Source organism: Chryseobacterium lathyri (genome assembly GCF_003290185.1).
Taxonomy (GTDB): Bacteria; Bacteroidota; Bacteroidia; order Flavobacteriales; family Weeksellaceae; genus Chryseobacterium; species Chryseobacterium lathyri.
Window position 1 is genome coordinate 15,187 of record NZ_QNFY01000013.1, and the last position, 21,886, is coordinate 37,072.

At 36.3% G+C, this 21,886-nt stretch carries 22 protein-coding genes; 14 read left to right on the top strand and 8 right to left on the bottom strand.

Annotated features, from left to right (window positions below):
• Positions 1-4: 4 nt before the first annotated feature.
• From DRF61_RS17390 to DRF61_RS23030, 5 genes are all read left to right on the top strand, one after another.
• Positions 5-700, top strand: coding sequence for a nucleotidyl transferase AbiEii/AbiGii toxin family protein (locus DRF61_RS17390; RefSeq protein ID WP_111959348.1), 696 nt, complete (start codon positions 5-7; stop codon positions 698-700).
• Positions 701-739: 39 nt separating this feature from the next.
• Entirely contained in the window at positions 740-1,057 is a 318-nt protein-coding gene (locus DRF61_RS17395) for a DUF6922 domain-containing protein (protein WP_111959350.1), read from the top strand.
• Positions 1,058-1,700: 643 nt separating this feature from the next.
• Entirely contained in the window at positions 1,701-2,084 is a 384-nt protein-coding gene (locus DRF61_RS17400; RefSeq protein WP_111959353.1) for a hypothetical protein, read from the top strand.
• A gap of 181 nt (positions 2,085-2,265) precedes the next feature.
• The gene (locus DRF61_RS17405) at positions 2,266-2,481 is read left to right on the top strand and encodes a helix-turn-helix domain-containing protein (protein WP_228452571.1); all 216 of its coding nucleotides are present in this window, start codon (positions 2,266-2,268) and stop codon (positions 2,479-2,481) included.
• Between the two features lie 26 nt (positions 2,482-2,507).
• Positions 2,508-2,759, top strand: coding sequence for a helix-turn-helix domain-containing protein (locus tag DRF61_RS23030; RefSeq protein ID WP_228452573.1), 252 nt, complete (start codon positions 2,508-2,510; stop codon positions 2,757-2,759).
• A gap of 86 nt (positions 2,760-2,845) precedes the next feature.
• Here the strand turns inward: DRF61_RS23030 and DRF61_RS17415 are convergent, their stop codons facing one another.
• Positions 2,846-4,096, bottom strand: a complete 1,251-nt coding sequence (locus tag DRF61_RS17415) for a site-specific integrase (RefSeq protein ID WP_111959357.1) — start codon at positions 4,094-4,096, stop codon at positions 2,846-2,848.
• A 498-nt stretch (positions 4,097-4,594) separates the two neighbouring features.
• On the opposite strand from DRF61_RS17415, the gene DRF61_RS17420 reads away from it, so the two are divergent.
• Positions 4,595-6,187: a helix-turn-helix domain-containing protein gene (locus DRF61_RS17420; RefSeq protein ID WP_157963393.1), complete on the top strand. Its 1,593-nt coding sequence runs from the start codon at positions 4,595-4,597 to the stop codon at positions 6,185-6,187.
• Between the two features lie 562 nt (positions 6,188-6,749).
• Here DRF61_RS17420 and DRF61_RS17425 read toward each other — a convergent pair.
• The 6 genes from DRF61_RS17425 to DRF61_RS17455 all read right to left on the bottom strand — a co-directional run bounded on the left by DRF61_RS17425 (position 6,750) and on the right by DRF61_RS17455 (position 12,430).
• Positions 6,750-6,959, bottom strand: a complete 210-nt coding sequence (locus tag DRF61_RS17425) for a hypothetical protein (RefSeq protein WP_111959362.1) — start codon at positions 6,957-6,959, stop codon at positions 6,750-6,752.
• Positions 6,960-7,077: 118 nt separating this feature from the next.
• Positions 7,078-8,262 (bottom strand): thioredoxin family protein, encoded by a 1,185-nt coding sequence (locus DRF61_RS17430; protein WP_111959364.1) that lies wholly within the window; start codon positions 8,260-8,262, stop codon positions 7,078-7,080.
• A 112-nt stretch (positions 8,263-8,374) separates the two neighbouring features.
• The gene (locus tag DRF61_RS17435; protein WP_111959366.1) at positions 8,375-8,587 is read right to left on the bottom strand and encodes a cytochrome C551; all 213 of its coding nucleotides are present in this window, start codon (positions 8,585-8,587) and stop codon (positions 8,375-8,377) included.
• 276 nt (positions 8,588-8,863) lie between these two features.
• The gene (gene pruA, locus DRF61_RS17440; RefSeq protein WP_111959369.1) at positions 8,864-10,489 is read right to left on the bottom strand and encodes an L-glutamate gamma-semialdehyde dehydrogenase; all 1,626 of its coding nucleotides are present in this window, start codon (positions 10,487-10,489) and stop codon (positions 8,864-8,866) included.
• 196 nt (positions 10,490-10,685) lie between these two features.
• The gene (locus tag DRF61_RS17445) at positions 10,686-11,792 is read right to left on the bottom strand and encodes a DNA topoisomerase IB (protein WP_111959371.1); all 1,107 of its coding nucleotides are present in this window, start codon (positions 11,790-11,792) and stop codon (positions 10,686-10,688) included.
• Between the two features lie 200 nt (positions 11,793-11,992).
• Entirely contained in the window at positions 11,993-12,430 is a 438-nt protein-coding gene (locus DRF61_RS17455; protein ID WP_111959376.1) for a DUF6526 family protein, read from the bottom strand.
• 204 nt (positions 12,431-12,634) lie between these two features.
• Here DRF61_RS17455 and DRF61_RS17460 point away from each other — a divergent pair, with 204 nt between their 5' ends.
• The 8 genes from DRF61_RS17460 to DRF61_RS17495 all read left to right on the top strand — a co-directional run bounded on the left by DRF61_RS17460 (position 12,635) and on the right by DRF61_RS17495 (position 21,367).
• Positions 12,635-14,404 (top strand): aminopeptidase P family protein, encoded by a 1,770-nt coding sequence (locus DRF61_RS17460; RefSeq protein WP_111959379.1) that lies wholly within the window; start codon positions 12,635-12,637, stop codon positions 14,402-14,404.
• A gap of 467 nt (positions 14,405-14,871) precedes the next feature.
• Positions 14,872-15,438, top strand: a complete 567-nt coding sequence (locus DRF61_RS17465; RefSeq protein WP_111959381.1) for a Crp/Fnr family transcriptional regulator — start codon at positions 14,872-14,874, stop codon at positions 15,436-15,438.
• Positions 15,439-15,499: 61 nt separating this feature from the next.
• Positions 15,500-16,522, top strand: a complete 1,023-nt coding sequence (locus DRF61_RS17470; protein WP_111959383.1) for a saccharopine dehydrogenase family protein — start codon at positions 15,500-15,502, stop codon at positions 16,520-16,522.
• A complete protein-coding gene (locus DRF61_RS17475; RefSeq protein ID WP_111959385.1) occupies positions 16,519-17,097 on the top strand; it encodes an NAD(P)H-dependent oxidoreductase in 579 nt (192 codons plus the stop codon). The genes DRF61_RS17470 and DRF61_RS17475 overlap by 4 nt, the downstream gene beginning before the upstream one ends.
• 280 nt (positions 17,098-17,377) lie before the next feature.
• Complete coding sequence (gene mnmE, locus DRF61_RS17480; RefSeq protein ID WP_111959387.1) at positions 17,378-18,763, top strand: tRNA uridine-5-carboxymethylaminomethyl(34) synthesis GTPase MnmE; 1,386 nt, start codon at positions 17,378-17,380, stop codon at positions 18,761-18,763.
• Between the two features lie 261 nt (positions 18,764-19,024).
• Positions 19,025-19,630 carry a helix-turn-helix domain-containing protein gene (locus tag DRF61_RS17485; protein ID WP_111959389.1) on the top strand — a complete coding sequence of 202 codons (606 nt, stop codon included), beginning with the start codon at positions 19,025-19,027 and terminating at the stop codon, positions 19,628-19,630.
• A 101-nt stretch (positions 19,631-19,731) separates the two neighbouring features.
• Positions 19,732-20,901 (top strand): site-specific integrase, encoded by a 1,170-nt coding sequence (locus DRF61_RS17490; protein WP_111959391.1) that lies wholly within the window; start codon positions 19,732-19,734, stop codon positions 20,899-20,901.
• Positions 20,902-21,028: 127 nt separating this feature from the next.
• Complete coding sequence (locus tag DRF61_RS17495) at positions 21,029-21,367, top strand: helix-turn-helix domain-containing protein (RefSeq protein ID WP_111959393.1); 339 nt, start codon at positions 21,029-21,031, stop codon at positions 21,365-21,367.
• Between the two features lie 77 nt (positions 21,368-21,444).
• On the opposite strand, the gene DRF61_RS17500 is transcribed toward DRF61_RS17495, so the two are convergent.
• Entirely contained in the window at positions 21,445-21,663 is a 219-nt protein-coding gene (locus DRF61_RS17500; protein ID WP_111959395.1) for a hypothetical protein, read from the bottom strand.
• Between the last annotated feature and the right edge of the window lie 223 nt (positions 21,664-21,886).

Sequence of the window (21,886 nt, forward strand, 5' to 3'; positions counted from 1 at the left end):
TGTCATGTTGTATAAAGAAACGGTCAGCACGGAGATGTGGGAACTTCTCCAAAAGCTCATGAAAGATGAAAAGTTGAAAGAGTATATTTTGGTTGGTGGAACTGCATTAGCCTTGCGCTTGGGACATCGTTTATCGGTTGATATAGACTTGTTCACAACAAAAGGTTTTGATTCACAAGCAATGCTCAGATACTTACAAAATACCTATGGTGCAAAAGAAGCTGAAAGCAGGTTGTTCAATAATACAGTGCTTACTTATATCGATGATATAAAAGTAGATATTGTTACCCACAAATATCCTCTGTTAAATCCTGTTGAGCAAACAGAAGGTGTCCGTATGATCTCAAATGAAGATATAGGGGCAATGAAACTACATGCCATTTTTCAAAGCGGTCAGAGGCTGAAAGATTTTGTAGATATGTATTTTCTTCTTAATGACAAGCCCCTGAAATATTATCTTCAGGCTTATGAAAAAAAATATGATGGTAACGCTTTTTTGGCAGGTTACGCACTTTCGTATTTTGATAATATCAGAAAGGAATACGATGTTTCGATGATTACAGGAAAAGAGAAAGATTGGGTAAAGATGTCCGAACGTTTGAAACAAGCTGTAGCTGATCCTGAACGAAAATTTGGAATAAGCCCTAAGCAGGAAAATAAACATACACCTTCGAAAAAAGGTCGTGGTTTTCGCAGGTAAATATTTGTTCAGTTTGGTAAAATTGACTAAATTTATTATATGAAAAAGGTAGAAAACAGCACTCAGAAACCAAATCTGCATCCTAAATTCTTTTGGGATACGGATGTAGATAAATTGGACTGGCAGAAAGCTCATCTGGCTGTCATCACCCGTATCGTAGAACGTGGTGGTAAGGATGAAATAGATGAGATTGTCCGTTTTTACGGCCGAGAAAAAGTGATTGAGGCTATCCGTGACGAGATTTATTTCCTGCCCGACTATGCGATTGAAGATGCCCTGAAATTCTTTCCTGAGCTTAAGAAAGAAGAAATGTACTGTTACCTTAATAGAAAAGATAAACCTTATCACTGGATATAAAAAGTGAGATCCAAACTTAAAAGGTAGTGTTCTTTTTACTTCTTTTTCTTGCTCTGCAACTTCTACAAGAAAAAGAAGTCAGGGTAAATCAATACATTGAAGTACCGGACATCGATTGAAGTACTCCATAAGCAGTATGAAGCTATATGACCTACCTGCTTGCTATCATCAAAAATTATTTTCCAAAAGAAAAAAACAGAAAAAAAAGAAAGCCATTTTAACAAGGCGGACAAGCGGAAAAACCAAAAGGAAACGGAATAAGTCCCGAAGGGTGGCAGGGCAAACACAACCACTCGGCGAAGCCACCATATTTGCCCTGCCATTATGCCGTAGTCTTTTGGTTGGGTGGTGCGGTGGCTGTCCGCCTTATCTTTGCTCCCTTTTTATTCTTTTTTTAATCCATTCCAATCAATGAAAGGTTACTAAAGACACGTAAGGGCTAAAGATAGGGTGTTTTTGGTATGCTTTCCCTTATCCGTAAAAAACTCTTTAAATGTGCGAGGGCTTTGCAAGGAAAATTTAAAGTGTTTTGAGGATTACTTTCCATTCATATTGTGCCAACATAAGCTAAATACTGCCACATAATGCCTAATGAAAACAATACATTCCCTTGTGTTCTATATTGGGGGCAAATTTTGAACCTATGGCACAAAAAGTAATACCTGACAAAGAGCAGAAAGAGAAAGAACAAATCAGAAAAAAAGAGCATAGTCCTTTGATACAGGTTGATAAGCAGAGCGACCCGATTTCCAATTTTATCACAAACTTTAAACGCCAATTCAAGGAAGCAAAAGGTTTATTAAATTGGGGCACGCTGTTCGGGGGCAAACGTACTGAATCGCCAAAACAACCAGTCCAGCACGAAAGCGTGATGGGTGCAACAAAAACGGTTATGCGTTCGGATTTCAAAAACGATGAAAAAAACCTGACTGTACAGACCAACAAAAAGCCTACCTTAAAAATGGACAATGAAATCAGAATGCAGCAGTCCCGTTCAAAAAGTAAGAAACCAAAACTAAGATTATAGCCGAGTATTTGGCATCTGTACGCCAAATACTGCCATTGAACGCAACATTACAATAATCTATGTGAATAGCTTTTATTTTCGAGGTTTAAATAATGTAGATATGGAAATAACAGTTTTAGACATTCAGATTTTAAAGGCATTGCATGGGGAAGTAAAGGAAGTAAATCTATTGATTTCGGAAATGACTGCACCATACAAGGCATTGCAACAGGCAACAAAATGGCTCGACCAACAGGAAGCCTGCCAATTGCTGAACATCAGCAAACGGACATTACAGACATACAGGGCAAAAGGTATTCTTGGAGCAACGCAAATCAATCGGAAGACGTATTTCAGATTATCCGATGTGGAATTACTTATGCAGGGAGAGCGACTATTAAAAAAGCAAAAGAAATGAAACAGATTGGAAATTCAAACGAAGATATGCTTGCTCTACTGGAAGCTGTGGTAGGTATCAAAAATGAACTGCTGTATATCAGGGAATATTTTCATCCACTCATAAAAGGGGAAATCTACCTGTCAGGCGAACAGGTTTGCGAGATGTTACATATCAGCAAACGGACGTTGCAACAGTACAGAGATGACGGACTGATACCCTTTATCAAGCTCGAACGGAAAATCCTTTTCCGGGAGTCGGATATTATCAAGGTATTGGAAGATAACTATCAGCGTTAGTCGATTAAAAGAATGCTTTAAAATTGTAACCGTATCAGTCAATTAAAAAACAGCCCATTGCTTAAAAAACAATGGGCTGTACCGTTCTACAGGTTTGCAACAAAAGAGCGTTCCATTCCTTTAAATTTCTGCGATACCTTCTGCATATCCTTACCAACTTTCTCGTTGAGTATTTTGGCGTAGATCTGTGTAGTAGCAATGTTCTTATGCCCCATCATCTTGCTCAGACTTTCAAGCGGAACACCTTCACTAAGGAAGAGCGTGGCGAAGGTGTGGCGCGCCAGGTGAAACGTTACCTTTTTGTTTTCAAGGCAGGGAATAAGTTTGGATGTTCTCTGTAAACTATAATTGCATACAGTGTTACAAGGTACGGGGAAAATCCTTCCCTCCTTGGAAAGCCCTTCATACTTACGGATAATCATTTTGGGAATATCCAACAGCATTACATTAGACGATGTAGACGTTTTTTTTCTGCGTACGATAATCCATCTATTGCCATCAAAAAAATCCTGAATATTGCTATTTTTAAGTCCTTTTATATCTGAATAGGAAAGCCCTGTAAAGCAACTAAAAACAAACAGGTCTTTAACCAGTTCGTCTTTTCTTTTGTCGCAATCAAATATTACAAGCTGTTCCAACTCATTCCGTAATAAATAGCCACGGTCTTTATCCTTTTTGGTATTTTTATATTCGCTGAACGGATTGAAAGCAAGGTGCTTTCTGCTCCTTGCCAATCGGCAGACAGAGGTAAAGCCAATCATATACAACCAAATGGAGTTGTGTGTTAAACTTCGGTCGTCACGCAGATAGTAATCAAAATTCTGTACGAAATCACAATTAAGGTCGCTAAAGGGTACATCTGAATAGCCGTATTTTACAATGGCAAAATTCCGCAGATGCTTTAAAAGTGTTTTGTACTTACTGTATGTTCCGTTTACCCGAAGTCCGCTATCAACCTTTTTTTCATAATCGGAAAGGAATTGTTCATAGAACTTGAAAAAGGTCAGTTCTCCGTTCTCCATACCGAGAACGGTATTTTTAAGCTTCGTGCTATTGACCGTTCCCTCGTTTTTTAGGATTTTGGAATAGCACTCCTCAATACCCAGACGGATTTTATCAAGCTTTCCGTTTACCTCTTGTGCTTCTCGGCTTTTCCCCAAGACTCTGCCGTACTTCAAATCCCAATTCTGTGCGGAAATATCCAGTTTGGTGCTGAACGCAGACTGTGTGCCGTTTACGGTAATCCTGCACATAACCGTAACTTTTCCGTTTTTCTTTGGGGCATTCTTTTTAAGGTAGAATAATACCTTAAATGTTGATTTTTTTGTCGTTTCCATACTCACAATTCTTAATGATAAAATTAAACTTATGTGAGCTATGGAACAATATGAAATACAGTGCAGAAAGCTGAAATACAGTATTTTAAAGATGTTAGTTTCTATTTTCAAAAGTAACGTTTTAGTAACCTTACTTTTGCCAAACCTTGCTTTTTACTGCTTTTTATCTCATTACCAAAAAATCATAAAACGGCTGTAAAGCCTTTATTTACAACCGTTTTACCTGTTTTTAATCTTTGATGTATATTTACTGAGAATTTTATTTTAAAATGTAATAAGTCTATTTAAAGTGAAAATCATTGATGAAATGTTATTAAAATAAATAGTTTTAAACTTTTTAGTTTAAAAAATTAAATAATAGAAGAATATTTTAATAAAATATAAAATATTAGTAGCTTTGTAAAAACAAAAAGACAGCCCATGAGAATGATGAATTATTATAAAGTCAAAATAATAATTTATTTTTTTATGTCCAGGAGTCTGCTAAAACTTTTGTTTTTGTTCATTACCGCTGTCCCCATCTGGGCACAGAAAAAATACAATTTTGACCAGATCTGTGAAAGAACATCTGTTCAGGTGACACAAAAAGATATTCCCGAAGCTTTAAAAACAGCAGATTCCTTATACATGAAGGCGCAGAAACCTCTGGACAAAGTGAAAAGCCTTTTACTTTCTGCCGAACTTTATCACTCAGCAGGTGAATTCAAAAAGTCCATATGTTATGGTGAAAATGCTCACTCCCTGCTCAGGCAGATTGATGATGCAGAATGGCTTTGCCGTGTCAATGAGTTTTTGGCTAAAGAGTACCGGCTGGTTGGTCTCTTTGAAAGATCGAAAAAATATACGCTGCTGGGTATGGAAGCAGCAAAAAGCATAAGCGATACTCAAAAAAGAGGAGAGGTAATGGGGCTGCTGAATCAGGAAATGGCCTATTATGAAATCGAACAGGGGAATTATTCCGATGCCATTAATTATATCGAATACTCATTACACTCTTTCGGAAAAGATAATATTCAGAATAATGAACGGGCTGTAGCAGCCTCTTACCAAGTTCTTGGTGATATATATTTTAAGCTTAAAGATTACGTTACTTCTGAAAAGAATTACCGGAAAGCAGAATCAATCCTTAAAGATAAATGCTGTGTTCTGGGTTTGGTATATAATGGATTGGGCGGCATCCGCTTAAGGCAGAAAAACTGGAAAGATGCTGAAATATATCTAAAAAAAGCAGAAAATATAGCGGACAGTTCGCGGAGTCTTAAGCTTAAGAAAGCCGTATATTCCAATATTAATGATTATTATGAAGGGACAGGCGATAACGTTAAAGCTTCCCTGTATGCCATAAAATATGTAAGAGCCTATGACAGCCTTACCGCAAAAAACCGTGAGTTTGCATTTAAAAGCTCAGAAATTCTAGTTAAGCCCAGTAAAAAAAGTGCCCGGATCAGTATTGTTAAAAATGCAGCAATTATTGTACTCTTTGCGGCTCTGATTGCCATTGTTGTTTTCTTCAGAACCAAACAGAAAAAGCAGCGTGCAAAATTCAGGAATATTATTAGGGCCCAACTCCGGATGATCAGTGTACGCAGTGAGCCTTTACCTTTAAAAAGGGAATACTCTGATTTTCCAAATATTTCTGTGGAAGAAGTAGATGACAGGGCAGGGGAAAATGATAAACGAAGAAGTGACTCTCTGATGACTTCCGAAACCGAATCAAAGCTCCTGGAACTTCTGGAGGAATTTGAAAAAGGTGAGTTATACAACAACAAAAATATGTCTTTATCATTTTTGGCTGCGGAACTCAATACCAATACAAAGTATCTGTCCTATGTGATCAATAGACATAAATGTACGGATGTCAAAACATATGTTAACCGTTTAAGAATTAATTATATTGTAGACAAGCTCATCAATGATGATAAATACAGGCAGTATAAAATAAGTATCCTTGCTGAAGAATGCGGTTTTTCTTCACACAGCAAATTCGCTTCAGTATTTAAGGCGGTGACCGATTTTTCTCCTTCAGCCTATATTAAATATCTGGATGAAAATCAATCAGATAAAAATACCCATTTTCCTGAAAACAATTAAAAAGCAGATGTTTTTACGTATTCTGTCTTTTCATTTTCATGAAAATGGCTAACCTATTGTTTTACGTAAGGCCTTCACATCTATATCTTTGCGCCAGCTTTATGGGAATAGACATACTGCGGTTTGTCACTCATATTTTAATCTTCATTCCGATAAAGCAGAACAGCGCTCAAATTTAAATACTAAAATTACTAGAAGTGTAAATATCTCTGATTTTTATGCTAACCATGAAAACTTTTAAGCTAGTAAAAATTAAACGGATGGCAACTTCAGCGGCCGTATTGGAATTTATATTTTCTATCAACACCTTTAAAAAGATAGAAATCCAATACAGCTGTGCCGGTTGCGGTCTCGGTGTCATTTATAATAAACAACGGATCCAAAGCTGAGAGAATTTCTTCAAGCTTTCTTGTAACAAATAGTAAATATTTTTTTATTGATCAGAATTAGTAATCTGACCTGGTGCAATAATTATTTATAATACAATCGGGGTTGATTGCCCGGTTTTTTTCAGTCAAGTTTTTTTAAGTACAAATCCGCAGTATGCTGCGGATTTGTTTTTTTATTTTGTTTTCAGACTGTCGGCTTTTACTTTGGCAGTATCTTTAGCTACCGGAGCCGGCTCAGAGTTGGCAACCGCTGAATCTCCCATATTGTTTCTCAGTGAATCTTTATTGTGCTCATCTTTAAACGCTTCTCTTTTCTCTTTATTCTGGGCGCAGCTTCCTAAAAATAATATCCCCAGAACAGCTCCTATCCATAATTTTTTCATAGTAATTCTTTTAATTGTTTAGTATTAATCAAATATAAGAAATCCTAGTGCAATTTTAAAGAAACATATTTTTCGGAATAAAAAAATCCATAGTTCTATGAATTTCTGCATTCTTTTATTATTTTAAACTGTCTAATAGCTTTATCATATCTGGATCTACAGCTTCCTTTCCGTATTGTTTAGTAGCTATCTCTATAGATTTCTCGGCCCAGATTTTAGCATTTTTTTTATCTCCAATTTTATTGTAAAGGTTTGCTAAAGTACCTGTATTCATAGGGTCTTCACCCTTGTTCACAGCTTCCTGAGCCCAAAGAGTTGCTCTTTCCAGAGAAAATTTATCTGTTGCCTTTTCATAGAAATTCCATGCTGCCATAGCCAGTTCTCCGGAATCTTCTTTTGAAGGATCTTTATATAAATCTAAAGAGATTTTTTCATAGGTAGCAAAATCTTTATTTTTTAGTGCTTTTTCTGCTTTTTCTTTTTGAAGATATTTTTCTGCCTCTGCGTTTCCAACTATTTTTCCAACTTCAGATAAAAAGTATTTTTCATCAAATAATTTGGTATCTTGATTATAGGATTTTTTAGAAATAGTGTTTAATTTGAAGCGGTTGTTTGATTTGTTGTATTCTTCTTCTGAAATATATTGAAGAATGTCATCTTTTCTTTCTTGAAAAATGATATAGGTGGGAGCATCCGTAGTTTTAGTATTAAACAAAATAAAATTAAAGTCTTTTTCTGTAAAATCTTTTCCTTGTTTAGTCTCAAAATATCTTCTTAATGCATTTACTGCGAGTTCTTTGTCACCATAAGAATCTGCAAGTGAAGCAAGATTGTTTAGAAATTCTGGACTTTTCTCACCCTTTTCAAATTTCTTCTTTAAAACAGCTAGCTTCTTATTGGGATCATCAGCATCTTTCGCGAGCTGGATAAAATCCTTTTCTTCAAAATAACCTAAACCTCTGTGAATAACTTCGCCATTTCCATCAATAAATAAATAAGTGGGATAGGAATTTACCTTATATTTTTTTGCTAACTGAATACCTTCACCTTTTTCCATGTCAATTTTTGCACTAATGAAATGGGTATTGTAGTAATCACTAACAGATTGTAATGGAAAAATATTTTTAACCATAAGCTTGCAGGGAGCACACCAGGAAGTGTAGGCATCAATAAACACCAATTTGTTTTCTTTTTTTGCTTTAGTGAGTATTTCGGAAAATTTACCTTCTTCAAATTTGACACCCTGTCCAAATAGAAAGGAACCTGCTACAAGAGTAGCGGCATATAAAAGTTTTTTTATCATTGTTTTTGTTTTGTTTTTGCAAAGATAATGAAATGACATTGTGAAAAAAACAAAAAAATCCGCAGAGCTTTCATCTGCGGATTTTCCATTTTTGGATTAAACTTGTTTGTATCTATTTAGATAGAGGTACGGTTGCCGATGAATCTATTTTGATCTTGGCCGTATCAGTAGTCATCTTTGTTGAATCCTTTGCACTAGGCGTTACGGTTTGGGTATTGCTTACTGCAGTGGAATCCTTAATGTTGGATGACATAGAAGATTCTTTGGTTCCGCAGCTCACAACTATTATTCCTAAACCTATGGCTGCTAACAAAAACTTTTTCATAAATATTTTATTTTTGATGTTGTTATTTAAAGTTCAATAATTATTCCTAACCGGCCGTTCAAAATATTAAAACATAGATAAACTTTGTTAAACTTTGTTAGAAAAAAAACAATGGTAAAAGATTATAGATGATTAGAAGAAAGCTGTGAATAATGAAATTAGATCTGATCATTAATAAAAAAGCCCCGAAATATAATTTCGAGGCTCTATGATTATTATTCATTGCTTATTACTGATTATTTATCATCTATAACTCACAATTTATAACTATAACTTTTATCCCAGATATGGGTATTTGTAATCTTTTGGAGAAACAAAAGTTTCTTTGATACTTCTTACGGAGGTCCATCTTAATAAGTTCATTTTAGAACCTGCTTTATCATTGGTACCGGAAGCTCTTCCTCCTCCGAAAGGCTGCTGGCCTACTACCGCACCTGTCGGTTTGTCATTGATATAGAAATTACCTGATGCATTTTCCAACGCTTTGAAGGCTTCATTGATTGCATAACGGTCTTGTGAGAAAACAGAACCTGTCAATGAATATGGAGAAGTAGAATCTACTAATTTTAAAGTTTCTTTCCAGTCCTGATCTTCATATACATATACAGATAAGATAGGTCCGAAGATCTCTTCTACCATACTTTCGTAATGAGGATTCGTAGTTTCAATTACGGTAGGATGTACAAACCATCCTTTAGAATCATCAACTTTTCCACCAATTGCTATTTCAGCCTCACCGGAAGCAGTTGCTCTGTCGATATATCCCTTACACTTTTCGAAAGAATTTTTGTCAATAACTGCGTTAACGAAGTTTGACGGATCTTCAGGAGAACCTATTTTGATAGAATTCATCTGAGTTTCCATTACTTTTTTCACATCAGCCCAAAGAGATTTAGGAATATAAGCTCTTGAAGCTGCAGAACATTTTTGTCCCTGATATTCGAAAGATCCCCTTACCAAAGCAGTAGCCACGGCCTCCACATTGGAAGAAGGATGAGCGATCACGAAGTCTTTTCCTCCGGTTTCCCCAACAATTCTTGGATATGTTCTGTAATTATGGATATTATCGCCGATCATTTTCCACATTCCCTGGAATACTTTCGTAGAACCTGTGAAATGAAGACCTGCAAAATCAGGATGTGCCAATACTTTCTCAGCAGTTTCTTTTCCGTCTGTGAAAACCATGTTGATAACCCCTGCAGGAAGACCCGCTTCAATTAATACATCCATGATTACTTTAGCAGAATAAACCTGCTTGTCAGAAGGCTTCCAAACGACAACGTTTCCAAGCATTGCCATACAAGTCGGTAAGTTTCCGGAAATCGCTGTAAAGTTGAATGGAGTTACTGCAAAACAGAACCCTTCCAGTGGTCTGTACTCTACACGGTTCCAGATTCCGCTGTCGGAAACCGGCTGTTCAGAATACATTTCAGTCATGAATTCTACATTGAATCTTAAGAAATCGATGAATTCACAGGCAGAATCTATTTCAGCCTGGTGTACGTTCTTAGACTGCCCGATCATGGTTGCTGCATTGATTACGTCTCTGTAAGGTCCGGCCAAAAGGTCAGCTGCCTTCAGGAAAATAGCTGCACGCTGTTCCCAGCCCAGTTCGTTCCATTCTTTTTTAGCTGCCAGTGCCGCGTTGATAGCGTCATCTACATGCTGCATCGTACCTTTATAGTAAAACCCGAAATCGTGAGCGTGATCCTGAGGAGACTGAAGCTGAACTTTCTCATCAGACTTTACTTCCTTGCCATTGATAATCATTGGAATTTCTGTCTTCTCAGCCCACATCTTTTTGTAAGTAGCGATAAGGCTTTTAACTTCTGGAGATCCCGGTACGTAAGAATTTACCGGCTCGTTTACTGCAAATGGTACTTGCGAAATTGCTTTTGACATATTATGTTATATTATTTTAAAATTGATAAATATGTTGGTATACAAATTTACAATAATTAACGCAAAGAAAAAAAGCAGCTCATCTTTATAAAATAAAATTTAATACTGTTTTAAATTTAAAAAATATCATTTTTTGATGATTCAAAATGAGTAGATATGGTGTTTTCTTGTTGATCTTTAAATTCTTATCGGCAACTTACATCTTTTCATTTTCCAGAATTTTCAGGACTAGCTTTTCTTCCTGGGTGAGGCCTGCTTTTCCGTCATTTTCTTCGATCTGTTCCAGTTCATCAAGATATTTTTTGATCGTATTATTCTCATAAAGATTGATCACCAGCGGATGCACATAGTATTTTCTGCAGACCGTACTGGTATTCCCCAGGTGTTCTGCAACCATATCCAAGGCTTCCTTTACTTTCTTTTTATATTGACTGTTATTTTCGGCGTAGCCTATCTCTTTAAAAGCAATTAAAGCACTTACTGTTCCCGACCATGTTCTGAAATCTTTGGCTGTAAAATCTTCCCCGCTTATTTCCTTAATATACTCATTTACCATCCCCGAATCTATCGAATGACGGTTTCCTTCATCATCAAAATACTGGAAAAGTTCTTTTCCTGGAATATCCTTGCATTTCTGCACAAGCCTTGATAATCTTCGACTTTTGAGATCAATATTATGCATAATCCCTTTCTTCCCTTTAAACGAAAAGGAAATTTTCTGACCGTTAATTTTCACATGTTTGCCTTTCAGAGTCGTTAAACCAAAAGAGCCATATAGCTTTTCATAGGCATTATTACCGATACGGATGTTTGTATGCTGCATTAAACTTACAATTAATGCCAGGATTTTTCTCTTCTCAAAATTTCTTAAAGCGAGATCCTGTTCCACATGAAGCCGGATATTGGGCAATGCATACCCGAACTGAAGCATTCTGTAAAATTTTGTGTGATTTCTTAAAGCACTCCATAAGGGATGATACCGGTATTGTTTTCTTTTTTTTATATCAAAACCAGTGGCCTGAAGATGACCATTGTCCAATGCACAAATCCATACATTTTCCCAGGCAGGGGGTATCACCAGCTTATTGATTCTGGCAATCTCATCTTTATCTTTAAGCTTTTCTCCGTTTTTGTAATAAGAATACTTTTTCCCCGTTTTTTTACGGGTAATCCCGGCAGTTTCCGCATCGGTGGTATATACAAGATGTACCGCCTTTGCGGAGGCTTCGGGATCATTCATGATCTTGATAATTTTTGAAGGCTTTAAGTGGGAAATAATTTCCAGATCCGTATTCTTCTCCATAAAAAATGGTTAAGAGTTCTTACCCCTCGAAAAGATTAGAAAAAGGATTACTACTACTGCAACGACCAGGATAATTCCCCACCACATTCCAGCCTTAAAAATAGTTTCAATTGCTTCACAGCTTGTTAACGTTAGCAATGTGAAAACGATCATACTGTATAAAGTTAACTTTCTCATGATATAATATTTTTGGTGTTAAATCAGATTCTCTGGCGATCGGCTCTCCAGTTCTTGATAGAACGCTTGATCTCGTCTCCTGATATATTTTCGTGAAGTGCCCGGTACAGAAGTTCCCTGAATTCATCATCATAGGCGAACCTTAATGCTGCAATTTGGTCAAATCTCAGCTTATCAGCCGTTTCATCAGATCTCTGTCCGAAAATTTCAAAATACCGCTGTTTAAATTCAAGCATTACCAGACGGTTCTGAAGTCCCAGCGCATAATGCTGTCTCGTCATAAAAGTCAGGTAGAAAAGCAGAAATATCACGGTCGAAAATAATATCCATATCAGCTTATTTTCAGGATCGTCCCAGATTTTATAAATTCCAAGAATTTCCAGCACGATCAGTAGCGGAAGATAAATAAAATGATGGGGAGGATAAAATTTCCTGTGATTTTTATAATTCTGCTCTCTCATGCCAGAATAATAGCAATAATCTCTCCAAAACTTTATATGTTTAGCAATAATGTTGTTTTTGTGGTATGTAATTATAAATATTGTTGCCTTTAAGGATTAATGCATATGAAAGAAAAAATAACAGATTATTAACGAAAATACAGGATGGAATACACTTCTGAACCTCAATTTTTTTGTAACTTTCGGTGTTTAAAAAAGAAAAGAATGACTTCAAAGGAAAAAGTGGCTGCACTTCGTGAAGAAATGCAAAAGAATAATGTTGATGCATTTATAGTATATTCTGCGGATCCGCATATGAGCGAATATTTACCTGAAGAATGGCAGGAAAGAGCTTGGCTGTCAGGATTTTTGGGTTCTGCAGGTTTTGTGGTAATTACAAAAGACAAAGCAGGGCTTTGGACAGACGGAAGATACTTTACTCAGGCTGCCATAGAGCTGGAAGGTTCAGGAATCGATCTTTTCAAAGACGGAATGGAAGGAACACCCAATTATATTGACTGGATTATCTCCCAGATTCCTGCAGGCGGAAAAGTAGCCGTTAATGCTGTTGCCACTTCCAATGCCAATTGGGAGCTGATTTCACAAAAATTGCAGTCAAAAAATATTACCTTAACAGATCTTCCGTTATTAAAAGAGATCTGGAAAGACAGAGGTACACCCTCAAAAAATCCTATTTTCGTACATCCTGTAGAGAGAGCCGGACAATCTGTTACAGATAAACTGGGAGCTATCCGTCAGAAAATGGAAGACCAGGAAGCTACTGTTCATATTATTTCCAGTCTTGATGATGTAGCGTGGACACTGAATTTAAGGGGAAGCGATGTACAGAGCAATCCTGTGTTTTTAGGATATGTTGTCATTACCAAAAATGATGCAGTACTGTTCACAGATCTTGAAAAGCTGGAAGTGGAGGCAAGAAAACAAATGGATGACTCGTTTGTGAAAATGATGCCTTATGAAGAGTTTTACAATTATCTGAAAGCATTCAAAAATGAAAAAATCCTGGTTTCTCCAAACAGTAACCAGATGATCATTGAAACTTTAAAAGAAAACAACCAGTTTATAAAAGCTCCGGTTCCCGGTAACCTGATGAAAGCTCAGAAAAATGAAACCGAGCTGGAAGGGTTCAGAAAAGTAATGGTAAGGGATGGTGTTGCCATGGTGAAATTTCTTTACTGGCTGACCCATAATGCAGGAAAAGAAAGTATGAACGAATATTCTATCGGTGAAAAACTGAGAGGCTTCCGTGCAGAAGGAGAAAACTTCGTTGGAGAAAGCTTCGGCAGCATTGTAGGATATAAGGATAACGGAGCTATCATGCACTATTCAGCAAAAAGTGAAGGAAGTAAAGAGGTTACCAACGATGCAAGTATCCTGGTAGATTCAGGGGGGCAGTACCTGGAAGGAACGACCGATATTACAAGAACCCTGGCGTTAGGAGCTGTTTCCGATGAGTTCAAAAGAAACTCCACTTTAGTGCTTCAGGGTCTGATCCGTTTATCCATGGTGAAATTCCCGAAAGGAACAAAAGGGGTTCACCTTGATGCCATTGCAAGGCTTCCACTTTGGATGGAAGGAAAGGACTTCAATCATGGAACTGGCCATGGAGTAGGAAGCTTCATGAACGTTCATGAAGGTCCGCAGAGCATCAGAAAAGATATGAATCCACAAGATCTTCTACCTGGAATGGTATGTTCCAATGAGCCCGGATATTATCTTGAAGGAGAATATGGAATCCGACACGAAAACCTGATTGCTGTAAAAGAAGCGGAAAAAACAATTCACGGAACTTTCTATGAGTTTGAAACCCTTACGTTCTGCCCGTTCTTTAAGGATACTATTGTAAAAGAAATTCTTTCAGAAGGAGAAATTAAATGGCTGAATGACTATCACAGAACATGTGAAGAAAAAATTGGGCCTTACCTTGAGGGAGACATTAAAACATGGTTCCTTGATTTGGTAAGTCCGCTTTAATAGATAAATGTGAATGGTCAATTTTAGACTTTAAACATTGAATTCCATACTTTGAACATTAATAATTGTTAGATAAATTCTGAAGCCCTGCAGAGAAATCCGCAGGGCTTTTTTATATCTACAACCGTATTTTCACGGATATAATTTTAGGGATTCCCCTGACAGAACATCTTACGGGACCATCTATCTTTGTGTCAATAAAAAACATCATTCATATCTTCATATACTTATTAAATTCAAAGCAGGTAAAACCATTTCGTTCTGAAATGGTTTTATTTTTCATCATCGGATAAGATTTCTAACAGGTAGATGATTACATTCAAATTTTGAATATAATCATACTTAAAAGGCTAAAGTTAAAATAAGCATCAAAGAAAAGGCTTGCAGCCGCTTTTGTATTTGTTTAATTTTGTAAAAAAACAAAGCTGAAGAAAAACTTTCAGGGTTTTAAGTACAATTTGAAAAATATGATAGAAAACTATTTCCGGAGCTTTGGTATATTCTCAGACCATGAGATTAAAGATTTCTTACAGCTTTTTGAAGCCAGAAAAGTGTATAAAAATGACTTTTTTGTGCAGGAAGGCGACAAATGCAGGGAAATAGCATTCATTATATCGGGAATTTTCCGTTCCTATTATATTGCGGATAATGGAAAGGATATGACTTACTGCTTCAGGTTTCCCAATCAGCTTATGGCCAGTTATTCCTCATTTATTTCAGATTGTCTCAGCAGGGAAAATATGCAGGCTATTACCGATGCCGATTTGCTGGTTTTAAAAAAAGATGCAATAGATGATCTGATAAAAGATGATCTCAACTGGACGAAATTTTTAAAGATGATAGCTGAACAGGAATATCTTGAGCTCGAGAAAAGATTTTTTCAGCTCCAAAGAGACAGTGCAGCACAGCGGTATGAAACGCTGCTTGGCAATCAGCCCGATTATGTTCAGAAAATTCCTCTGCAGTATTTGGCCTCTTATTTAGGAATTACACAGAGACATCTCAGCAGAATCAGAAAAGAAACGGTCATATAATTTTTAGACATTTGTCCTACGCCACGGCATTACAGCTCTATAATTTTGTAAAAAAAATATTATGGAGCACAATATTCTGGTCGTTGGAGGAAACGGCCTTGTAGGTAAAACAATTATCCGGATTTTAAAATCTAGAAATCCACATGTCAATATATTCGTTGGCGGAAGAAAGGGAGGAACAGGCAATCATCTTAAAATTGATGTTACTGATCCTGGGACTTTTCAGGTGATTCTGGAAAAGAAAATAGATCTGGTCATTCTTTCTGTGAATGATAAAGAGGATCATATTCTTCGTTTTGCCATCGAAAATAAAATAGATTATCTGGATATCACCAAACCGACTCCCGATCTTGTCAAAGCCTATGCAATTGCTAAAAACAGAGATGTCCATAGCAGGATTGTCTTCAGCTCCGGATGGATGGGAGGTATTGTCAACGGATTGGTAAAAACACTTTCAGGTAATACGGACGATATTCAGGAAGTGAAACTTTTTGTATACTATTCCGTGAAAGACCTTGCAGGAGAAAGCTCGGCGCATTTTATGGCCGAAAATGTAGCCAAGCCTTTTATCAGGTATGAAAATAACCGACAGGTTCCCATAAAACATTTTTTAGATTCCGAAGATTTTAACTTTTCATTTGGAATAGGGAAAAGAGAAGCTTACAACTTTGATGTACCGGATTTATATATTCTCAATCAGATAGAAAACATACCTAATGTGAGTGTGAAGATGACTTATAATTCGAAGTTCATCACATGGCTTTTAGGGGCATTTCAAAAGGTGAGGATTTTCAATATTTTATCACTTAAAGAACGGAGAATGATTTTTGGGTCAAGTGGAAATGGCGATCAGAGCGTATTTGAGATTATTATAAAAACTAAATCCGGGAATGAAAAACTAAGCCTTCAAAGCACAAAGGGACAGGCAGAATTAACGGCACTTTCTGCGGTGCTTCATACGGAAGAGCTATTGAATAATTTCCATGAAAATAATACGTATTTCAGCCACCAGCTGCATCAGCCATCCTTACTTCTGGAGAAGCTTAAAGCTTATGAATCCATACATATACAAACATCAAGATGAAGAAAATAGCCATTATTAACGGGCATCCCAACAAGGATTCCTTCAATTTTGGAATGGCAGAAGCTTACAAGAGAGGAGCCGAGCAATCAGGAGCTGAAGTCAGAGAAATCATAATAGCAGAATTGGAATTTGATCCTGTTCTTCACTTTGGGTACCAGAAAAGAATGGAACTGGAGCCCGATCTGTTGAAAGCCTGGGAAATTATCCAGTGGGCAGATCATCTGGTCTGGATCCATCCAGTCTGGTGGGACGGTTTGCCTGCCCTGATGAAGGGGTTTATTGACAGACTTTTTCTTCCGGGATTTGCCTACCGCTACAGAGAAAATTCAGTTTGGTGGGATAAGCTGCTGAAAGGGAAAACCGCCCACATCATTACAACACTGGATCAGCCGGGATGGTATTACCTGCTTTTTTATGGAAGGCCGAGCATTAATCAGCTGAAAAAATCAACGCTGGAATTCTGTGGTGTAAAACCGGTGAAGGTTACTTATATAGGTGTCATACGAAATTCTACCGAGATACAGCGTAACGGATGGCTTCAGAAAGTAAGAGAATTAGGAAAACGGCAGAAATAATTGTCATTGCAAGGAACAAGTGGCGGAGTAGCCTTATTTTAAAAAGGGAATGTTTTAATCTCCCGGAGACTAATTACACGGGATTTTTGTTTTTGCAGAATTATTGATATCTCAACACAAATAATATAAATGTTTAGCACGAATGATCACGAATTGAGATTGCTTCGTCACTTTGTTCCTTGCAATGACTTGAAAACTCCAATAATTCCGATCAAAGTCATAGACAATCTGTATAAAATACCCCATCAGAAATTAGCCTGAAAAAACGTAAATTTGCACCATGAATAACGATACGATTTGCGCACTGGCCACAGCCAATGGAGTAGGAGCTTTAGGGATTATCAGAGTTTCAGGGAACGATGCTTTACCGGTTGTCCAGAAGAGTTTTCCGGGCAAAAAACTGGAAAAGCAGAAGTCTCATACCATCCATTACGGGTATTTTATGGATGGTGAGGAAGCTATTGATGAAGTGATGCTTTCTATTTTTCTGGCTCCGAAAAGTTTTACTACAGAAAATTCTGTGGAAATAGCTTTTCACGGCTCACCGCATATCGGAAAACGTATTTTGGAAACTCTGACTAAGAACGGGGCAAGAATGGCAAAAGCAGGAGAATTCACCCTCCGTGCCTTTATCAACGGAAGAATAGATCTTTCGCAGGCGGAAGCCATTGCAGATGTGATTGCGTCTGAAAATGAAGCTTCCCGAAAAGTAGCGATCAATCAGCTGAAAGGAGGAATTACCAATGAAATATCGATCCTGAGAACAGATCTTCTGAATTTTGTTTCCCTGATTGAGCTGGAACTGGATTTTGCTGAAGAGGATGTAGAATTTGCGGACAGATCGGCTCTTAACGGACTGCTGGATAAGATCGAATTAAAATTAGACTCTCTTATTGAAAGTTTCCAATATGGAAATGCCATCAAAAACGGAACAGCGGTTGCTATCATTGGAAAACCGAACGCTGGAAAATCAACCTTATTAAATGCTTTATTGAAAGAAGAAAGGGCGATCGTCAGTAATATTGCCGGAACCACAAGGGATACCATCGAAGAAGTGCTGCATATCAAAGGTCATGCATTCCGTTTGATCGATACAGCCGGACTTCGTGAAACCCAGGATGAAATTGAAGCAATCGGAGTGAAAAAAGCGAAGGAAAAAGTGGAGAATGCCAATATTCTGGTTTACCTTGCAGATGCTGCTACAGAAGATTATTCTGAGGATATTGAAATGATAAAATCTTTACAGAGAGACGATCTGAAGCTGATTATCTGTGCCACAAAAATTGACGAAGTACTGCCTCCGAAATATGAAGCTGTAGAAGACATTTTCAGAAATGAAATTACCCAGGAATTTGATTTTATCAGAATATCAGCGGTAGAAAACCAAAATATCCAGGACCTTAAAAATGAACTGTCTTCCTACGTTGAGCAGTTAAAGTCTCAGGAAAATAATGTGGTCATTACCAACCAAAGACATTTTGAAGCCCTTCGGAAATCTTTGGAGGCCACCCATAAAGTAAAAGAAGCCATTTCTTTCCAGATTTCTACAGAACTGCTGGCCTATGAACTGAGAAATGCTTTAGAACATCTTGGTGAGATATCCGGTGAAGTGACGAATGATGAGGTGCTGGGGAATATTTTTTCCAAGTTTTGTATCGGCAAATAAGTACAACAAATAAAACAAACTAAAACAAACCAAACTATTGATTATTAATCACTTATAGAATTTCTAATTTTGTAAGAGTTTTTCTAAGTTTGGTTAGTTTTACTCAGTTTTGTCCCCTATTTGTCCCTCAAATCAATAATATTTTATTTTTTTTAACCCGGGTGAGGTAATGTCACTTAAGGTATCTTATTGCATCTTATTGTACCTAAATGTACCGTAATGCACCTTAAGCCAAATTATTCCTCCCACAAATAAAATATTATGAAAATCAAGAAGATTTGCGACCATTGTGGGCTTGAATTTATTGCCCAAACAACAGTTACCAAATACTGTAGCAAAACCTGTAATTCGAGAGCTTATAAGCTTAATATTAGAGAACTTAGGGAAAAATTAACTGAAGCAACTCAGCTAGTTCCCAAAACCCAATCAAAACCTAAAGAAGATCCTAACTCTTATTTTGCACTTAAAACCCTTGATTATTTAACAATCAAGGAAGCTGCTGCATTGCTGAAATGTGATAAGAGAACAGTCTATCGAATGGTTAAGAGCGGCAGTATTCCAGCAGCTAATTTATCAATCAGAAAGATACGTCTATTAAAGAAAGATATTGATGCATTGTTTGAAGTCAAACCAAAGGTAGATCAAAAACCAACGGAAGATTTGGAAAACCTAGAATGGACACCATTAAAAGATTGTTTTACCATTGGACAAATTCAAAAAGAATATAGCATTTCAGAAACATCTTTAAAAAATCTTATTGCAAGACATAATATTCCCAAATTCCAAAAGGGAAAATTTGTGTATGTACCTAGAGTTAAAATTGAACATATTCTGAAGAGGATTCAGTTAGGTATTTATAGTGGTTAATTATCAATTTATTTGGAACTCTGACGCCAAATATCCCCTTTAACAACCAGTATATCTAGTCTTTATCATACAGTATTTATATTACTCTAAAATCTAAGATTATGTCAAAAGTAACACTAAGAAAAAAACCTATATCTAAAGGTAGACAATCTTTATTTCTGGACATATGGCCTCCAATATATAATCCAGAAACAGGTAAAATGGAACGAAAGCACTACCTGAAATTATTCATATATAATCGTCCTAAAAATGACAACGAAAGGAAGTTTAATAAGGAAACTTTAGCTCTAGCCGAGTATGTAAGAGCCCAGCGTCATATAGAATTACAAAGTAAAAGATTCGATTTTATTTCTGAGGAAAAGATGAAGTCTAACTTTATCGAATTCTTTGAACAGGAAGCAAGAAAGAGGAATAACTGTTATAACTGGGTAATGTCAGTTAGATATTTTAAGACTTTTGTGGGTCCTAAAATACCTTTCAACGAGCTTAATGAAACCCTATGCGAAGAATATGCTGACTACTTATTAACCTGTCCCGCATTGGGACGTAGGAAAACAATCAAGAAAAATACGGCGGTAGCCTATTATGGACGGTTCAAATTAACATTGAAAGAAGCTTTTAAAAAACGTTTTCTTCCAACAGATTTAGGCTCAATAATAGACAGTATCACTCCCCAAGAAACACATCGCCCATTTTTATTTATGGAAGAATTGCAAAGAATGGCAAATGCAAAATGCGGCAATCCCATTGTAAAAAAAGCTGGACTATTTTCAGCGATGACCGGTTTCAGATATTCGGATGTAGAAAAGTTATTATGGAGTGAGATTCACGGCACAGAAGGAAATTATTACATAGTTTACAACCAAGAAAAAACAGAAAATGCAGAGTATCATCCAGTATCAGATCAAACAATCAAATTATTAGGGCAAAGAGGTAACTCTGATTCAAGAGTATTCGAAGGTTTAAATTACCATAACACAGTTGCTGAATTAAAAAAATGGTTAGTAAATGCGGGCATAGAGAAACATTTTACTTTTCATGGTTTTAGGCATACTTTTGCAACATTGCAAATTGCAGCTGGAACTTCTATATATACTGTTTCAAAACTATTAGGTCATAAGGATATCAAAACTACTCAAATATACGCTAAGATTGTGGACAGTCTAAAAAAAGAAGCTTCTGAAAAAATTAAGATCAATCTATTTGACATCGGCAAGAACATTGTCGATCTGGAAAAGTGTGACAATCCAAAAGATATTATTAATATCTAAAGTTGTGCTGGTTTGCCTAAACATCTATAGAAATTACCATAGCGTTTACCTTTGAAGGCCAATTTGCGTCAGTCAAAGCCATTTATGGATATAATCCCCTCTGTCTTTTTAAATTGAATAGAAAATTATGGAATACACATTTGACCAATTGCCAAATATTCTTAAAAGAATTGAAGAAAGATTGGACAGTATAGAAAACATTTTATTGGATCGAATTCAAAAGGAATCGAACGATATTGAATTTATTGGAGCAAAAGAGGCATGTAAGATTTTGAAATTATCATTGCCAACACTTTACTCAAAGGTCTGTTTACGCGAGATACCATTTTATAAAAAAGGCAATAGGCTCCATTTTTCTAAAGTAGAATTATTAGAATGGATTCAAGAGGGTAAAGAAAAGTCTTTAAATGAATTACATGAAAACGGAAAAGATTTTTTAAAAAAAATGGAAAAGAAAAGGTGGTAGTAAAGTGTCCCCCATTTTAATCCTTCCAAATATAAGGTTTGGAAGGATTATTATTTTATAAACTTTATGAAAATGAATTATTCCAAATTGTTTTTAGGGGAAAAAAATTCCTTAATGGTTATGCTTTTTAGAAGTTTCAAAAACTCACCTATTTCCTCTGCTTCTTCATCAGAAACAGGTTTATCTTCCTTTTCCATAATTTTCTTTATATTTTCAAGGTCTAACCCTTCTATTTCTATAAAACATGCATTAGTAAGCATTTCATAATTGTACCCCGTTTTTTTTCTCTTAGCCATAATAACAGGAAACAGGTTAAGTAATAAGACCTTAACATTAAAATTCGATTATTGTTCACATTTCATAAGAGCCGATAAAACTGATTTTGACTTATACGGTAACTGCACAGTAGTGTACGAATATTGACTTAATACTTTCAAATATTAAATAGCAAATAATTACACCATACATTAATTTAAATTGCTTTACAATCAAATTATAAACACATAAATATTATAACAG

Excerpts from the sequence above, each read along its gene's own strand:
- DRF61_RS17390 (WP_111959348.1), top strand. The coding sequence starts at position 5 with ATGTTGTATAAAGAAACGGTCAGCACGGAGATGTGGGAACTTCTCCAA.
- DRF61_RS17395 (WP_111959350.1), top strand. The coding sequence starts at position 740 with ATGAAAAAGGTAGAAAACAGCACTCAGAAACCAAATCTGCATCCTAAA.
- DRF61_RS17400 (WP_111959353.1), top strand. The coding sequence starts at position 1,701 with ATGGCACAAAAAGTAATACCTGACAAAGAGCAGAAAGAGAAAGAACAA.
- DRF61_RS17405 (WP_228452571.1), top strand. The coding sequence starts at position 2,266 with ATGACTGCACCATACAAGGCATTGCAACAGGCAACAAAATGGCTCGAC.
- DRF61_RS23030 (WP_228452573.1), top strand. The coding sequence starts at position 2,508 with ATGCTTGCTCTACTGGAAGCTGTGGTAGGTATCAAAAATGAACTGCTG.
- DRF61_RS17415 (WP_111959357.1), bottom strand. The coding sequence starts at position 4,096 with ATGGAAACGACAAAAAAATCAACATTTAAGGTATTATTCTACCTTAAA.
- DRF61_RS17425 (WP_111959362.1), bottom strand. The coding sequence starts at position 6,959 with ATGAAAAAATTATGGATAGGAGCTGTTCTGGGGATATTATTTTTAGGA.
- DRF61_RS17430 (WP_111959364.1), bottom strand. The coding sequence starts at position 8,262 with ATGATAAAAAAACTTTTATATGCCGCTACTCTTGTAGCAGGTTCCTTT.
- DRF61_RS17435 (WP_111959366.1), bottom strand. The coding sequence starts at position 8,587 with ATGAAAAAGTTTTTGTTAGCAGCCATAGGTTTAGGAATAATAGTTGTG.
- pruA (WP_111959369.1), bottom strand. The coding sequence starts at position 10,489 with ATGTCAAAAGCAATTTCGCAAGTACCATTTGCAGTAAACGAGCCGGTA.
- DRF61_RS17445 (WP_111959371.1), bottom strand. The coding sequence starts at position 11,792 with ATGGAGAAGAATACGGATCTGGAAATTATTTCCCACTTAAAGCCTTCA.
- DRF61_RS17455 (WP_111959376.1), bottom strand. The coding sequence starts at position 12,430 with ATGAGAGAGCAGAATTATAAAAATCACAGGAAATTTTATCCTCCCCAT.
- DRF61_RS17460 (WP_111959379.1), top strand. The coding sequence starts at position 12,635 with ATGACTTCAAAGGAAAAAGTGGCTGCACTTCGTGAAGAAATGCAAAAG.
- DRF61_RS17465 (WP_111959381.1), top strand. The coding sequence starts at position 14,872 with ATGATAGAAAACTATTTCCGGAGCTTTGGTATATTCTCAGACCATGAG.
- DRF61_RS17470 (WP_111959383.1), top strand. The coding sequence starts at position 15,500 with ATGGAGCACAATATTCTGGTCGTTGGAGGAAACGGCCTTGTAGGTAAA.
- DRF61_RS17475 (WP_111959385.1), top strand. The coding sequence starts at position 16,519 with ATGAAGAAAATAGCCATTATTAACGGGCATCCCAACAAGGATTCCTTC.
- mnmE (WP_111959387.1), top strand. The coding sequence starts at position 17,378 with ATGAATAACGATACGATTTGCGCACTGGCCACAGCCAATGGAGTAGGA.
- DRF61_RS17485 (WP_111959389.1), top strand. The coding sequence starts at position 19,025 with ATGAAAATCAAGAAGATTTGCGACCATTGTGGGCTTGAATTTATTGCC.
- DRF61_RS17490 (WP_111959391.1), top strand. The coding sequence starts at position 19,732 with ATGTCAAAAGTAACACTAAGAAAAAAACCTATATCTAAAGGTAGACAA.
- DRF61_RS17495 (WP_111959393.1), top strand. The coding sequence starts at position 21,029 with ATGGAATACACATTTGACCAATTGCCAAATATTCTTAAAAGAATTGAA.
- DRF61_RS17500 (WP_111959395.1), bottom strand. The coding sequence starts at position 21,663 with ATGGCTAAGAGAAAAAAAACGGGGTACAATTATGAAATGCTTACTAAT.